Origin of the sequence: Novosphingobium olei (assembly GCF_037076535.1) — a bacterium.
GTDB classification, from domain to species: Bacteria; Pseudomonadota; Alphaproteobacteria; order Sphingomonadales; family Sphingomonadaceae; genus Novosphingobium; species Novosphingobium olei.
The window spans coordinates 1,550,848-1,566,509 of record NZ_AP029021.1 but is presented as its reverse complement, the minus strand read 5'-3'; the positions used below and the strand labels follow the sequence as shown (position 1 = coordinate 1,566,509).

Annotated in this window: 12 protein-coding genes and 1 pseudogene; 5 read left to right on the top strand and 8 right to left on the bottom strand. The window is 63.6% G+C overall.

Annotated elements, in window-relative coordinates; translation table 11 throughout:
- Positions 1-12: 12 nt before the first annotated feature.
- Together AACH40_RS07470 and AACH40_RS07465 are read left to right on the top strand one after the other, a co-directional pair.
- Positions 13-780 (top strand): hypothetical protein, encoded by a 768-nt coding sequence (locus tag AACH40_RS07470; protein WP_338645221.1) that lies wholly within the window; start codon positions 13-15, stop codon positions 778-780.
- A gap of 72 nt (positions 781-852) precedes the next feature.
- Positions 853-2,394: an ArnT family glycosyltransferase gene (locus AACH40_RS07465; protein ID WP_338645219.1), complete on the top strand. Its 1,542-nt coding sequence runs from the start codon at positions 853-855 to the stop codon at positions 2,392-2,394.
- A gap of 27 nt (positions 2,395-2,421) precedes the next feature.
- Here AACH40_RS07465 and topA read toward each other — a convergent pair whose 3' ends face one another.
- From topA to plsY, 4 genes are all read right to left on the bottom strand, one after another.
- Positions 2,422-5,010 (bottom strand): type I DNA topoisomerase, encoded by a 2,589-nt coding sequence (gene topA / locus AACH40_RS07460; RefSeq protein WP_338645216.1) that lies wholly within the window; start codon positions 5,008-5,010, stop codon positions 2,422-2,424.
- Between the two features lie 66 nt (positions 5,011-5,076).
- Positions 5,077-5,463, bottom strand: coding sequence for a hypothetical protein (locus tag AACH40_RS07455; protein WP_338645214.1), 387 nt, complete (start codon positions 5,461-5,463; stop codon positions 5,077-5,079).
- A 28-nt stretch (positions 5,464-5,491) separates the two neighbouring features.
- Complete coding sequence (gene dprA / locus AACH40_RS07450) at positions 5,492-6,604, bottom strand: DNA-processing protein DprA (protein WP_338645212.1); 1,113 nt, start codon at positions 6,602-6,604, stop codon at positions 5,492-5,494.
- Positions 6,601-7,197: a glycerol-3-phosphate 1-O-acyltransferase PlsY gene (gene plsY / locus AACH40_RS07445; protein ID WP_338645210.1), complete on the bottom strand. Its 597-nt coding sequence runs from the start codon at positions 7,195-7,197 to the stop codon at positions 6,601-6,603. The genes dprA and plsY overlap by 4 nt, the downstream gene beginning before the upstream one ends.
- 95 nt (positions 7,198-7,292) lie before the next feature.
- Between plsY and murI the strand changes: the two genes are divergently transcribed.
- The 3 genes from murI to hemA all read left to right on the top strand — a co-directional run bounded on the left by murI (position 7,293) and on the right by hemA (position 10,435).
- On the top strand, positions 7,293-8,132 hold the full coding sequence (gene murI / locus AACH40_RS07440; RefSeq protein WP_338645208.1) for a glutamate racemase: 840 nt from the start codon (positions 7,293-7,295) through the stop codon (positions 8,130-8,132).
- Positions 8,133-8,144: 12 nt separating this feature from the next.
- Complete coding sequence (locus AACH40_RS07435) at positions 8,145-9,098, top strand: MBL fold metallo-hydrolase (protein ID WP_338645206.1); 954 nt, start codon at positions 8,145-8,147, stop codon at positions 9,096-9,098.
- 116 nt (positions 9,099-9,214) lie between these two features.
- Positions 9,215-10,435, top strand: coding sequence for a 5-aminolevulinate synthase (gene hemA / locus AACH40_RS07430; protein ID WP_338645963.1), 1,221 nt, complete (start codon positions 9,215-9,217; stop codon positions 10,433-10,435).
- Positions 10,436-10,596: 161 nt separating this feature from the next.
- Here the strand turns inward: hemA and AACH40_RS07425 are convergent, their stop codons facing one another.
- The 4 genes and pseudogenes from AACH40_RS07425 to AACH40_RS07410 all read right to left on the bottom strand — a co-directional run bounded on the left by AACH40_RS07425 (position 10,597) and on the right by AACH40_RS07410 (position 15,650).
- Positions 10,597-11,805 carry a type III PLP-dependent enzyme gene (locus AACH40_RS07425; RefSeq protein WP_338645204.1) on the bottom strand — a complete coding sequence of 403 codons (1,209 nt, stop codon included), beginning with the start codon at positions 11,803-11,805 and terminating at the stop codon, positions 10,597-10,599.
- 175 nt (positions 11,806-11,980) lie between these two features.
- Positions 11,981-12,889: pseudogene (locus AACH40_RS07420) on the bottom strand (serine hydrolase domain-containing protein).
- 354 nt (positions 12,890-13,243) lie between these two features.
- On the bottom strand, positions 13,244-14,440 hold the full coding sequence (locus AACH40_RS07415) for a carboxynorspermidine decarboxylase (protein ID WP_338645202.1): 1,197 nt from the start codon (positions 14,438-14,440) through the stop codon (positions 13,244-13,246).
- Positions 14,441-14,444: 4 nt separating this feature from the next.
- Positions 14,445-15,650 (bottom strand): saccharopine dehydrogenase family protein, encoded by a 1,206-nt coding sequence (locus tag AACH40_RS07410; RefSeq protein ID WP_338645200.1) that lies wholly within the window; start codon positions 15,648-15,650, stop codon positions 14,445-14,447.
- Between the last annotated feature and the right edge of the window lie 12 nt (positions 15,651-15,662).

The window sequence follows — 15,662 nt, the reverse complement described above, 5'->3', positions numbered from 1 at the left end:
AGGCTTGGGGAAATGATGGACGATGCGCCTTTGATGCTGGTCGGATCTGGCCTGCTGCTCGCCATGATCGGCAGCTATGGCTTGGGCTCCGTGCTTCATGGCGTGCTGTTGCGGGGGCGTCCGGACACGTCGACGAACGACGAAAGCTACGTCCTGTCGGGCGTTTTCGGGCTGCTGGCTTTGCTGATGGCCTTCGGTTTCAGCCTCGCCATTGGCCGTTACGAGACGCGCCGCGAGTTGGTGACCAGCGAAGCCAACGCGATCAGCACGATGGCAAGCCGGCTGAGCCTGCTCGATGAAGCACAGCGCGCCGCACTGCTGACACCGCTTGCGACCTATGCCCGGGCGCGCGCGCAATCGGGGCTGATCGACGACGATACGCGGTGGGAAAAGGCGGCGCGTGAGGCTGCCCTGCAGTGCGACGGTTTCGGCAAGCGACTGTTCGCGACGCTGCGATCAATGCCACCCGACACGCGCGGGCCATCGCTGACGCAGGCCTACAATGATATGTGCGACGTCGCCACGGCGCGCCATGCGGCGCGCAAGGCGCGGCTTCCCGCCGAAGTGCTGCTCCTTCTGGCGCTCTACTGCTGTGCCGGCGCGACGATGCTCGGCTACACTCTTGCCGGCACCGGCAAGCGGCATCTGCTGGCCTCCGCGATCTTCTTCGCGCTGCTGTCGAGCGCCTTCGTGACCATCCTCGATCTCGACCGACCGCGCGGTGGCGCCATCCTCGTGCCGCAGGAGGAGCTCGAGACTGTCGCACGTTCCATCGCATAGCCGCGAAGGGATAAGCCAGATCCGACGTTAGTTGTCCCGGAAGCCGCGTACGACGGCCGATGGAGCGACTTGATGTCAGATCACCACCGCAGCGCTGCTGCGGTTCTGCGCCTTGCCCCTGCGGAAAGCGTTACCCCTCCCCTTTCGCTGCCATCCTCGATCCGGACGGGCGCGGTGCCCTGGACGCTCGTTTCGGCGGCCCTTTATATCGGCGTCGCACTGGCCGTCCACTTCGTCCAGCTCGGCAACCCTGTCCTGCATGTAGACGAAGAATTCTACCTGCTGGTCGCGCACCACATGCGCGAGGGCGCGGTGCCGTTCATCGACATCTGGGATCGCAAGCCGCCAGGCCTGTTCCTCCTCTACCGCCTGTTCCTCCTGCTCCCCGGCGACGGGGTGCTGACATACCAGCTGTGCGGGATCGCCGCCTGCGCCGGCACCGCTTTGGTCATAGAGCGTCTGGCGCAGCAGATCGCAGGTCCCGCTTCGGCAAGGCTCGCCGGGCTTGCCTACGTGCTGTTCATGCCGGTTTTCTGCTACGGCATCGGGCAGGCGCCGGTGTTCTACAACCTGCTCGTCGCGCTGGCGGCCGTCTACACATTGCAGGCCTGGCGATCGCAGGCTTCAACGCCGCTGCTGATCAACGGCGCCAAGGCCATGGCGCTGATCGGCCTTGCCATCCAGATCAAGTACACGGTCGTGTTCGAAGGCGCTGGGTTCGGTTTGGCGCTGCTTCTGCGCGGCCATGCGATGCGGATGCCCACCGATCGCCTGCTGCGGCACGGGCTTGCTTGGTGCAGCCTTGCCCTTGCGCCAACGCTCGCCGTCTTTGCCGCCTATGCCGCCTTCGGCCATGCCGAGCTGTTCCTGCAAAGCAACGTGTTCTCGATCATGCTGCGGCGCGCCGACGGCATGGCTTCGTGGAACCGCCTGGCAAGCGAGATGCTTGCGCTGACGCCATTCTGGATCGCACTCGGCATAGCGGCCCGGACGCAAGTGGCCGACAGCGATGCGCTGAAGCTGCTGCGCTGGTGGGGGGCCTTATCCTTCGCTGCGTTCCTGGCGTTCGGATCGTGGTACGATCATTACGTAACGCCGGTTCTGGTCCCGCTCTGCGTGCTGGCGGCGCCTTCCTTGTCGCTGGCGAGCGTGCGCGGACGCCGCTGGTCGATCGCGATGCTGGGCTTCGGCCTGATCGCCTGCATCGTGGTGATCGCGGACAACATCCGCCGCCATGGCACGCGCGAACAGGCCGAAACCATCGCTACCGCGATTGACGGAGAGCTTCGCGGCGGCTGCGCATTCGTGTTTGACGGGGAGCCGGCCTTCTACCGCATGGCCAACAGCTGCCTGCCGAGCCGCTACGCTTTCCCCAACCATCTCAACACCTGGACCGAAGCCAGGGCGCTCGACGTCGACCCCAATCTGGAGGTTGCACGGATCATGATGACGCGGCCCGACGTGGTGGTCACGGCGGAATGGTGGCCTTTCTACCTGCCGAACTGGGAGACGCGGGCCATCGTCACCGATTTCCTGCAGCGTGGCTACGAGCGCTACGCCAGCGTCAGGATGGGTACCCACCAGTATGGATTGTGGCGGCGCCGGCGGACGTAACGTGACGCCCGCCGCGCTCTACCGCGCCTAGTCTTCCTTGCCCTTCGCCTTTGCCGGAGCCTTGGCCTTGGCAGACGCCTTCTTCTTGGGCGCAGCCTTCTTTTCGGCGCCATCCTTGGCCACAGCCTTCTTGGCGGGCGCCTTCTTCTTGCCCTTCGCAGGTCCCTTGGCGGCGCGCGCGTCGATCAGCGCAATCGCTTCCTCGGGGGTGAGCATCTCGGGCTGCTTGTCGCGCGGCAGGGTTGCATTTGTCGTGCCATCGGTCACGTAAGGCCCATAGCGCCCCGCCATCAGCTTGATTTCGCCGCCCGAGGTAGGATGCGGGCCGAAAAGCTTGAGCGGCTCGGCTGCGGCGCCGCGGGCCGGGCGACCGCCCGCCGCCGCCTCGGCCAGCTTGACGACGGCGGCATTCATGCCCGTTTCGAACACCTCGGCGGTCGATTTCAGCCGCGCATACTTGCCATCATGGGCGAGGTAAGGCCCGTAACGCCCGATGCTGGCGGTGATCGGCTTTCCGCTTTCAGGATGCGGACCAATCTCGCGCGGCAACGACAGAAGCTTCAGCGCCCATTCCAGGTCCAGTTCACCGATGTCCTTGGGAATGGAGGCGCGCTTGGCCTCCTTGCCTTCGCCAAGCTGGATGTAAGGGCCAAAACGCCCGGCGCGCCGCGTGACCTCAAGCCCGCTTTCCGGATCCTTGCCAAGGCCCGCGTCTTCTCCCCCGTCCTCGGCGCCGCCGGGCTGGGCAAACTTGCGCGTGAACTTGCATTCCGGATAGTTCGAACAGGCGACAAAAGCGCCATATTTTCCGCCACGGAGTGCAAGGCGCCCCTCCTGGCACTTGGGGCACAGGCGCGGATCGCTGCCGTCGGCCTTGGGCGGGAACAGATAGTCTTCGAGGAACGTGTCGAGTTCGGCGGTCACCTCGCTCGGCTTCTTCTCCATCACTTCGTCGGACTTCGGCTTGAAGTCGCGCCAGAACGCTTCGAGCACCTTCTTCCAGGCGGCACGCCCGCCCGAAACGTCGTCCAGTTCGTCCTCCATCCCGGCGGTGAACTGGTAGGCGACGTAGCGATCGAAGAAGCGTTCGAGGAAGGCCGTCAGCAGCCGCCCGCTCTCTTCGGCGAAGAAGCGGTTCTTCTCGGTGCGGACATAGTTCCGGTCCTTGAGCACCTGCAGCGTCGCGGCGTAGGTCGACGGGCGACCGATGCCGAGCTCTTCAAGTCGCTTGACGAGACTCGCTTCCGAATAGCGTGGCGGCGGCTGCGTGAAGTGCTGGCTCGCGTCGACACCGCGTTTGGCCGGTGTGTCACCTGCGGCCATCGCAGGCAGCAGGCCGCTCTCGTCGTCATCAGCATCCGCCTTCTGGTCACGCCCTTCCTCGTAGACTGCGAGGAAGCCGGGAAACTTGACGACCTGGCCGGTGGCGCGCAGTTCGTGCTTGCCGGTGCCTTCGCGCAAAGTGACGGTGGTCCGCTCGAGGTTGGCCGAAGCCATCTGGCTCGCCATGGCGCGCTTGTAGATCAGGTCATAGAGCCGTGCCTCGTCTCCCGCACCGTGCCGGTCCTTGCCGAAATCGGTCGGGCGGATAGCTTCATGTGCTTCCTGAGCATTTTTGGCCTTCGTCTCGTAATGACGTGGCTTTTCGGGGAGGTAATGCCCGTCATAGCGATCACTGATCGCCTTGCGCGCGGCCGAGATCGCGCTCGGGTCCATCTGCACGCCGTCGGTTCGCATGTAGGTGATGGCGCCAGCTTCATACAGCGTCTGAGCCACGCGCATGGTGTGGCTGGCAGAAAAACCTAGCTTGCGCGCCGCCTCCTGCTGGAGAGTCGAGGTGGTGAACGGCGGCGACGGATTGCGGCGGGTCGGACGGGTCTCGACATCCTCGACTCGGAACGTCGCGGCTTCGACCACCGCCTTGGCGCGCAAGGCAATGCCTTCTTCACCAAGCGAAAGCCTTTCCAGCTTTTGCCCCTCGAACTTCACAAGCCGTGCGAGGAACTCGGTCCCTCCCTTCTCCATCTTGGCGACGACCGACCAGTACTCCTGCGCGGTGAAGGCCTCGATCTCTCGCTCGCGCTCGACGATCAGGCGCAGCGCCACCGACTGCACGCGTCCGGCCGACTTGGCGCCAGGCAGCTTGCGCCACAGCACGGGCGAAAGGGTGAAGCCGAACAGGTAATCGAGCGCGCGCCGTGCAAGGTAAGCATCGATCAGATCCTGATCGAGCTCACGCGGCTTCTTCATCGCATCGGTCACCGCCTGCTTGGTGATCGCGTTGAACGTGACCCGCTCGACCTCCTTCGGAAGCGCACGACGTTTTCCGAGCAACTCCTTGACATGCCAAGAAATAGCCTCGCCCTCACGATCGGGGTCGGTGGCGAGGATCAGGCGGTCTGCCTGCTTGGCCGCATCGGTGATCGCCTTCACCCGGGCCTGCTTGTCGCCATAAAGCTCCCAGTCCATCGCGAAGTCCTCGTCCGGGCGGACCGAGCCGTCCTTGACGGGAAGATCACGGATATGACCGTAGGATGCGAGGACCTGGAAACCGGGGCCGAGATACTTCTCGATGGTCTTGGCCTTGGCCGGGGATTCAACGATGACAAGCTGCATGGCGATGAAACTATAACCCTTACACGTATGCGTACGCGCGAGGGTGGGGACCGTGAGCCCTTCCCGTCAACCCGTCTCGTGGATACCCGGCAATGCCGGCGTCACCCGGCGGGCGACTACGAACAGGATGGCAAGCAACAGATCGACTAACGCAAAGAAGGCGACAATCGGCAGCACGCGACCTTGCGCGAACAGCGCAAGTGCAGGCACGCCAAACACCAGCTTCTCGAAAATCGCCGGGAGCATGAGCGCGCGGTAGCGAACCGGATTTCCGCCAATGATCCAGAACACAACCTGGAACACGAGCGCGCATCCCACGAAGCCGAGATAAGTTTCAGCCCCCAACACGGGGAGCGGCACGAGATAGAGTGGCGGCAGGACGATGAAGCCCCAGATCGCCGCACCCCGGAAGATTCTGCGCGCCAGTCGCGTCTGCCCCGCCGCTGCTTCCATGCTGCCTCCCCTCGATATGCGCATCAAGTCACGAAACCGATACGCGGCCACCCGCGTGCCGAACCAACCGGCCAGCCAGTTCCAGCTCGATCAGCGCCATCTGAACCGCACCAGCGCTTGCCCCGCTTTGCCGGACGACTTCGTCCACCGCGACGGGGGCCGCACTCAAGAGGCCGGCGATATCGGCGCTTTCGATCTCCTCGACCTCGGCAAACGGCACGGATGCCTCTTCGCGGAAGGTCGAGCGTGGCTTGCCGGTGAAGCCGAGCAGCAGTTCCACCACGTCTTCGGGCGTCTGCACAAGCACCGCACCTTCGCGGATCAACTGGTTGCAGCCCTGCGAACGGCTGTCGAGCGGCGAGCCGGGGATGGCCATGACCTCCCGCCCAGCTTCGGCGGCGAGCCGCGCTGTGATCAGCGAGCCCGACTTCGGTGCAGCTTCGACCACCAGCGTACCTGTGGCCAAACCCGCGATGATCCGGTTGCGCCATGGGAAGTGCCGAGCGAGCGGCTCGGTGCCGGGCGGCATTTCGGCTATGAGCAGGCCACGCGTCGCCACCTCTTCCTGCAAGGCCGTGTTCTCGGGCGGATAGGTGATGTCGAGCCCGCTCGCGATCACGCCCACCGTTCCGCCCCCTTGCGCCATTCCGGCAAGGGCACCGGTATGGGCGGCGCTGTCGATGCCGCGGGCAAGACCGGAAACCACCGCATAGCCCGCCTCGGCAAGGGCGGTCGCAAACTGGCGGGCAAGCTTTACGGCGCCGGCAGAGGCATTGCGGGCCCCGACGATCGCAACCGAGGGCCGATCCAACAAGGCACCATCGCCCCGCACGGTCAGGATCGGCGGCGGGCTTTCGAGTTCGCACAGCGCCGCGGGGTAGCCCGGCATGTCGTGGAACAGATAGCGCGCGCCGAGCCTGCGGACCGCGGCAATCTCGTCCTCAATCTTGGTGACGGCCGCCGGCTGATAGGGCTTACCGCCGCGACCGATCAGGTCAGGCAATGCCGCAAGGGCTTCGGCCGCTGTGCCGAAGCGGCGAAGCAGCTGGGCGTAGCTGACAGGGCCTACGTTGGGCGAGCGGAGCAGGCGGATGCGGGCGAAGGCTTCGTCGCGCGTCAAGACCGCTCCCTCACCGCTCATCCGCGATCGGCCGACTTGCTGCCGCCGATCTTCGGCTCGGTCCCTGCCCTCAGACGGGCGATGTTGGCGCGGTGGAGGAAAACGACGAGCAGGGCGATCGCCGCAAGCACCAGCGCATACTCCTGGTATCCCAACACTGCCGCGGCGATCGGCGCTGCGATCGCCGCGCTGAGCCCGCCCACCGAGGAAATGCGCGTGATGGCGAGCATCCCGAGCCAGACGACCGCATAGGCGAGCCCGATCGGCCATGCGAGGCCGAGGGAGACGCCCATCGTCGTCGCAACGCCCTTGCCGCCGTTGAACTTCAGCCATAGCGGGAAGCAATGCCCCAGCACCGCGCCAAGCGCGGCCAAAGCCTCGTCTCCGGGCCAGAAGCGGCGCGCCAGTTCCACGGCAAGAAGCCCCTTGCCCATGTCGAGCAGCAAGGTCGCCGCAGCAATGCCCTTGCGCCCGGTACGCAGCACGTTTGTTGCGCCGATATTGCCCGAGCCGATGGCGCGAAGATCGCCTGCTCCGGTAAGGCCGGTGAGGATGAGGCCGAACGGCACAGAGCCGAGGAAGTAGCCGAGAGCGAGAGCAAAAACCTGTTCCACCCCGGCCTCATATCGTCGCTGATCAACAAAAGGGAGAGGGCGCCTTTCCTTTTTGCCGACAGTGCCGATAGAACGACGCGATGAGCGCAGGAATCATGGATCGAGTTGCATCCGAAATGGCGGTTGCCGCCCCGCCGGGCGTCGATCCGACTGCCCCGCTGCTGCTGTTCGATTCGGGTGTCGGCGGGCTTAGCGTCCTTGCCAAGGTGCGCGCGCTGCTGCCCGATGCACCGGTGATCTACGTCGCCGACAACGCCGGCCTGCCCTATGGCGACAAGAACGAAGCGCAGATCGCAGCGCGGGTTTCGGGCCTGCTAGGCAGGATGACGGAGCGGTTTCGCCCGCGTCTGGTCTGCATCGCCTGCAACACGGCCTCAACAATCGCGCTCGCTTCTGTGCGCGAAGTTTTGGAAGTTCCGATCGTCGGCACCGTCCCCGCGATCAAGCCCGCAGCGGCGATGACGCAAACCGGCGTGATCGGGCTGCTCGGCACGGCAGCAACCATCCGCCAAGGCTATGTCGACAGGCTGGAGGCAGAATTTGCGGCAGACAAGGTGCTGCTTCGGCACGGCGCGCCCGAACTGGTCGCAGCAGCCGAGCGAAAGCTGCGCGGCGAACATGTCGACAAGGATGTCTACCGACGGGCCGCCGCCGCGTTACGCACCATGCCCGGCGGCGATCGGATCGATACCGTTGTCCTTGCATGCACGCATTTCCCGCTCGTCGCCGAGGAGCTGGGTGAGGCATTCGGCAGCGACGTTCGCTTTATTGACGGATCGGACGGCATCGCTCGCCAGATCGCTTTCCTGACCCAGGGCCAGGGGTGGCAGAGGCAGGGCGACGATATTGCCATGTTCACCCGCGACGAACCGGAACTGGCGCGGCTGAAACCGGCGCTCGAAGCGCAACGGCTTTTGCGCAGCGCGATCTTCTGAAGGACGGGCGAGGTGGGATTGTTCTCCCGGATTTTCATCGCGATCATCGTAATCGTGGCAGTTCCTTATTACTGGCTCCTGCTCGACGCGCGGACGGGAAGCGTTCCGGCGAGGCCAATCGACATTGCTGCTATACGCAAGCTGGCCGACCAGCTTCCCGGGCAACGACCAGTTTCGATCGAGTACGCGCCACTGGCGGTGCGGCGCATGCCGGGAACGTTGCTTGTGGCAGGCGGTGGTCTGCAGACGCACACGGTGGCGAAAGTTGCCTACCGCCTCGTCACCCCGGGGGGCGACACGGTGATCGACGTCGGACCGACGCGGGCCCAGGCGGCTGACGTCAACTTCGACCAGTTCGACGACCTCGCAAGGAGCGCCGTCGATCGTTGGATGCGCGATGCCAAGCGGATCTTGTTCACGCACGAACATCCGGATTTCGTGGGGGCGTTCATTGCATCCGATGCGTTCGATTCCCTCGCTCCGAAGGTCACCGTCAGTCGCCGTCAGGCCGACGTCATGGAACGCATGCGCTCAGGCGTGGCGAGCGGCGGGACGCAGATTGTGTCCTCCGACCAGGCAGAGGCAATCGCGCCCGGCATCGTCTTCATCCCGGCGCCCGGCCACTCGGTGGGCTCGCAGTTCATCTACGTGAAGCTTGCGAGTGGCCGCGAATACCTGTTTGTCGGCGATACCGCGACCATGCAGCGCAACGTCAGCTGGATACGCCCCCGTTCGCGACTCGCTTCGAGCTGGCAGGGCGGCGAAGATCGCGATGCGGTGATCGGTCATCTCAAGGGGCTCGAACAACTGGCGACCGCAGCGCCCGGCGTAACGATCGTCTACGGCGGTGATGTCTCTTGGCTTCAGACGCGCAGGGGCGGTCCCGGCTTCACTTCGGCGTTCCGCTACGGTTCGCAGGATTCATCGGAAAGTAACGAGGAAACCGAACAATCTTCCCTCAAATGACGCTGGCATTGAGTTTTCAACAGGCGTAAGAGCCCCGGCATACGCCGAGGGAGGGCCTCAGGGATCAGGTGCCTTCCTTGGAGACAGCAGTCTCCATGCAGCAGAGGAGCGGCGGGGTGAATTACGATCAGGTTTTTGATTCCGCCATCGAGCGTCTGCATTCCGAGGGCCGGTACCGCGTCTTTATCGACATTTTGCGAAACAAGGGCGCCTATCCAAACGCCCGCTGCTTTGCAGGCCACAACGGTCCCAAGCCGATCACCGTGTGGTGTTCGAACGACTACCTCGCGATGGGCCAACACCCCAAGGTGATTGCCGCCATGGAAGAGGCGCTGCACGATGTCGGCGCAGGCTCTGGCGGCACGCGCAACATCGGCGGCAACACGCACTACCATATCCAGCTCGAACAGGAGCTGGCCGACCTGCATGGCAAGGACGGCGCGTTGCTGTTCACTTCGGGCTATGTGTCAAACGACGCCACGCTCTCGACGCTCGCCAAGATTCTGCCGGGCTGCGTGATCTTTTCGGACGAGCTGAACCATGCCTCGATGATTGCGGGGATCCGCAATTCGGGTGCCGAAAAGCGCGTGTTCCGGCACAACGATGTCGAACACCTCGAGCAGCTGCTGGCCGAAACCGATCCTGCGCTGCCCAAGCTCATCGCTTTCGAGAGCGTCTATTCGATGGACGGCGACGTCGCCCCGATCCACGCGATCTGCGACCTTGCCGAAAAGTACAACGCGCTGACCTACATCGATGAGGTTCATGCCGTGGGCATGTATGGTCCGCGCGGTGGGGGCATTACCGACCGCGACGAAGCCGCGCACCGCATCGACATCATCGAAGGGACGCTTGGCAAGGCATTCGGCGTGATGGGCGGCTACATCGCAGCCGACACCCGCATTATTGACGTAATCCGCTCCTATGCGCCGGGCTTCATCTTCACCACCTCGCTGTCGCCTGTGCTCGTCGCAGGCGTCCTTGCGAGCGTCCGTCACCTCAAGGCGTCGAGCGTCGAGCGCGAAGGCCAGCAGGCTGCCGCAGCGCGTCTCAAGGAGCTGTTCCGTGACGCAGGTCTGCCGGTGATGCCATCGACGACGCACATCGTCCCGCTGATGGTCGGAGATCCGGTGCGCGCCAAGAAGGTCAGTGACATCCTGCTCGCGGAATATGGCGTCTACGTTCAGCCTATCAATTTCCCGACGGTGCCGCGCGGGACCGAGCGCCTGCGTTTCACGCCGGGACCGCAGCACACCGAATCGATGATGATCGAACTGACAAAGGCGCTGCTCGAAATTTGGGAGCGGCTCGAACTGGAAATGAAGAAGGCTGCCTGAGCCACTGATCCCAAGCGATTTCTAAAGGGCCTCTCCTGACGGAGGGGCCCTTTTTCATGGAGCGACACGCTGGCCGCCCTGCCCCCACGATCAAGCTGCTCGACAACGAAAAAGGCCCGACCTTTTGGCCGGGCCTTCGATCTTATTCTCAGCAGCCTCGCTCAGCGCAGCGAGACAACATTGTCCGATACGCGAGGATCGCGGCGGTCGCCACGATACTGGCTGGCCATCGGCTCGTCCGACACGGTGTAGACCTGCGTTGCATCGAAGCCGTTGAACGCGGTCTTCATTGCAGCGCCATAGGCGCCGAGCATGCCGATCTCGATGTAGTCGCCCGACTTGATGTCGGACGGCAGTTCGAACGGGCCATCCATATGGTCCATGTCGTCGCAGGTCGGGCCCCAGAACGAGAACCCTTCGACTTCGTCGGACGTGCCATCGCGCAGCAGACGGACCGGGAAGCGCCAGCCGACGTGCGCCGCATCGAACAGCGCGCCATAAGCGCCGTCGTTGATGTACAGCTCTTCACCGCGGCGCTTTTCCACGCGCACAATCATCGAGTTGTACTCGGCGCACAGCGCGCGGCCCGGCTCGCACCACAGCTCTGCCGAATAGGACACCGGCAGCGATTCGTAGGTGCGGTCGATCACGCCGAAGTAATCTTCGAGTGGCGGCGGCTCCATGCCCGGATAGATCGACGGGAACCCACCGCCGACGTCGATGATGTCGACGGTGACCGAGGCATCGACGATCGCGGCGCGAACGCGTTCAAGAGCCTGCACATAGGCATGCGGCGTCATCGCCTGGCTGCCGACGTGGAAGCAGATGCCCAGCGAGTCCGCCACCTGTCGCGTGGCCTGAAGCAATTCGGCGGCTTGCGTCAGGTCGCAACCGAACTTGCTGGCAAGGCTGAGCTCGGAATACTCCGACGAAACGCGCAGACGCACGCACAGCGTCAGATCCTCGGGCGGGACGCCATCGTTCGCTTCAGTCGTCGCCGCTGTGATCTTCTCAAGCTCTTCAAGCGAATCCAGGCTGAAAACGCGCACGCCGTGCACGCCATAGGCTTCACGGATTGCGCTGGGCGTCTTGACCGGATGCATGAAGCACAGCGTTGCCTGCGGCAGCGTGCCGCGTACAAGGCGCACCTCGGCGATCGACGCGACGTCATAATGCGTCACGCCTGCGTCCCACAGGACCTTGAGCAGATCTGCCGACGGATTCGCCTTTACCGCATAGAGCGATCGGCCCGGGAAGTTCTCGACAAAGAACTTCGCGGCCCGCGCCGCGGCATGCGGGCGGTTGAGAATGGCGGGTTGGTCGGGCGCGAAGGTGCGCGCTACAGCCAGTGCGTCAGGATGGATGTGCAACTCAAGGGACCCCCAAACGGACTTGTTGAACGAAGCTGCCTTGCGGTTTGGAAGTCCCCATGGGGCAGCGAGAGCGGGCTAAATAGGACCCTCGCGCTGAACATCAAGTGAAAAAAAGGGCGACTCAGAATTCGGTCACAAAAATGAAACACCGCAGCGCCGAGCCGCGGATTTCTCAGGGTTTGAGGTGCGCGGCAAGCGCAGCCCAAGCAGGCAGCGACCAGGGATCGTTCGCCCCGTTCGCGGCCGTCGGGTGCGAGGCGAATCGTGCGACGACCATTTCGGCCGCTGGATCGATCCAAAGGGTCTGTCCATGGATGCCGCGCGCACTGAACGCGCCATTACGATTGTGGCTATGCCACCACTGGCTTCCATAGCTCCAGCCACCGAGCTGCGGATATCGAACCGGGTCGAACTTCGCAGGATCACCGCCGCCACGGATCGCATCGATCGCTCCATGGGGCAGCTTTCCTGTGCGGATCGCCTCGCCGAACTTGGCAAGATCCTCGAGCCGCAGATTGAGTCCTCCACCGGCAAAAGGCGTGCCGATCTCATCGACGATCAGATCGGCGTCGCCCAGCATGCCGCACGGTTGCCAAATCCGCTCGGAAAGCACGGTCGCGAAGGGCTTGTCCTCCACCCGGGCGATGATCCATGCCAGCACCTCGGTATTGATCGTGCGATAAGTGAACTTCGCGCCATGAGCGGAGCCGTCGCCGCGTATGCCGGCAAGGAAACTGCAAAGATCGCGAGGACCGGCATAGCCTTCCGGCCGAGGCGTCAGCCCGAGCGCAGCGCTGTAGGCGCCTATGCCTGATGACGGGTCGCCATAATCCTCGGAAAAATCGAGCGCGGTAGTCATGTCGAGCACGTGCGCCACGCTGGCATCGCCATAGCCGCTTTACGCAAGCTCCGGCAGGATCGAGGACACCGAGTTCGAAGGATCGAGCCGCCCTTCGTCGATCAACAGCCTTGCGATCGTGCCGACAAAGCTCTTGGTCACCGAGAAAGCAATATGCCGGGTTTCAGGGCCGGTTACACCGAACCAACGCTCGAAAACCACCTCGCCGCGGTGCACGACCATTATGCCGTCGGTGAAGCCCTCGACGAGCGACTCTTCGAAGCGGATCGGGTCGGCCTGTCCGGTCGGGACAAAGCAGACGTCAGCGACATCCGCCCGCGTTGCACGCGGAAGCGGGCTCCCCTTCCCGGAAGCCGCGATGCGCACGGTGGGCAGGAATTGCCGCATGTTCGAATAGGACCACCGGATCATCGGAAAGCGCATGTGATCCGCCCTCGATGGCACTATCCAGCGCTCAGGCGGCGGTGGATTGCCTTTCATCCAGCCCATCAACGCCGGATCGCTGCTGCGTCCGTCGAGCAGTTCCTGCGGCATCCTTGCTCTCCTGTCCTTATCGTTCTCGGACAGGAGGATGCCTCAGGAAAGCCGATCGCGGAAGTCCTGATAGGAGAAGCTCCGAACGCGCTCGAGCGCATCGGTCTCACTGTCCCAGAGCCAGATCGACGGCAGCGGGACGCCGTTGAAGGTGGTCGTCTTGACCATCGAGTAGTGCGCCTGGTCGAGGAAGGCGAAGCGCGCACCGGGCTCGCAAGGCACAGGCAAGCGGTAGTCACCGATCACGTCGCCTGCGAGGCAGGAGGGTCCGCCGAGGCGCACCGGCGCATCGCCCTGCCCGTCCTCGTATTCATCGATGGGCAGTTCGCCGAGCATCGCCGGGCGATAGGGCGCCTCGATCACGTCGGGCATGTGGCATGTGGCCGAGATGTCGGTGATGGCGAGCGGCATCCCGTTCCAGTGCGTGTCAAGCACGGTGCCGACAAGTATCCCGGCATCGAGCGCCACCGCCTCGCCGGGTTCGAGATATATCTGACAGCCCGTCTCTTCCTTGACCCTCTTCAGAAACTCGATGAGGTCTTCGCGCTGGTAGTCGGCGCGGGTGACATGATGCCCACCACCGAAATTCAGCCATTCCAGCTGGGGGAAGAACCGCTCGATGCGCGGCCTCAGCGATTCCCAAGTTCGCTCGAGCGGTTCGAAGTCCTGCTCGCACAGCGTATGAAAGTGGAGGCCGGTGACTCCTTCCAGATGCTCATCTCGAAGTTGATCGACCGGGAAACCCAAGCGCGAATGCGGTGCACAAGGATCGTAACGCGGAACTTCGCCTTCCGCATGCAACGGATTGATCCGCAGAGCGATATCAAACGATTCACCTCGCGCCCGCGCCGCCTCGATCTGCGGGCTGAAACGGGCGTGTTGACCGGGCGAATTGAAAATTACGTGATCGGACAGGCGCAGGATCTCGGGTAAATCCTCCGCCTTGTAGGCTGCGCAATAGGTCGCAATCTCACCTTGGTAGTGTTCTGCGGCGAGCAACGCTTCCCACAGGCCCGACGTACACACCCCGTCCAGGTATTCAGCTACGACCGGCGCCACGCGCCACATGCTGAAGGCCTTGAGCGCGGCCAATACCTTTATGCCGGCAGAGTCACGGATGTCGGCCAGCACCTTGAGATTTGACCTGAGCTTCTGGACGTCGACGACGAAGGCCGGGCTATCCACCCGCGACAAGTCGAACTGCGCAAACGCGCCCGGATCGCCGGCCCTCGTTTCCATCGGATCAGAACTCCAGCGGCCCGGCAAGTTCCTTCACCTGCCAAGGCAGGCCATGCTTGTTGAGCATGTCCATGTAGGGATCGGGATCGAACTGTTCGATGTTGAACACGCCCTCGCCCTTCCAAATGCCCTGTACCATCAGCGCCGCGCCGATCATCGCGGGGACGCCGGTGGTGTAGCTCACCGCCTGGTTGCCCGTCTCGCGATAGGCATCCTCGTGGTCGCAGATGTTGTAGATGTAGAAGGTCTTTTCTTCGCCATCCTTCAGACCGGTGGCGATGTCGCCGATGTTGGTCTTGCCCTTGGTCGTCGGGCCGAGCGAGGCCGGTTCGGGAAGCACGGCCTTGAGGAACTGGAGCGGAATGATCTCCTTGCCCTCGTAGATGACAGGGTCGATGCGGGTCATGCCCACGTTCTGCAGCACGGTCAGGTGCGTGATATAGGCATCGCCGAAGGTCATCCAGAAGCGGATGCGCTCGATCTCGGGCAAGTGATGCGCGAGGCTTTCCAATTCCTCGTGGTACATCAGGTACATGTTCTTGGGGCCCACCGCCTCGAAATCGAACTGGTGGCGGATCGTCAGCGCCGGGGTTTCCACCCATTCGCCATTCAGCCAGTGCCGCGCCGGCGCGGTCACTTCGCGAATGTTGATTTCCGGGTTGAAGTTGGTGGCGAAATGCTGGCCGTGGTCGCCGCCGTTGCAATCGAGGATGTCGAGCGTGCGGATCTTATCGAGCTTGTGCTTCTTCAGCCAAGTGGCGAACACGCTGGTCACACCGGGATCGAACCCCGAACCCAGCAGCGCCATCAGGCCAGCTTCCTTGAACTTGTCCTGATAGGCCCACTGCCACTTGTATTCGAACTTGGCCTCGTCGATCGGCTCGTAGTTCGCGGTGTCCATGTAGTTGACGCCAGCGGCAAGGCAGGCGTCCATGATGTGGAGGTCCTGATACGGCAGCGCCAGATTCACGACCAGCACCGGCTTGACTTCGTTGAGCAGCGCGGTGGTCGCGGCGACGTCGTCCGCGTCGATCTGGTAAGTCGCGATGTCGCGTCCGGTACGTTCCTTTACAGAAACAGCGATGGCGTCGCACTTTGACTTGGTGCGGCTGGCGAGCGCGATTTCGCTGAAGATGTCCGGGTTCATCGCCATCTTGTGAACGGCAACCGAGCCGACGCCGCCGGCGCCGATGACGAGGACCTTGGCCATGAGAAACTCCTG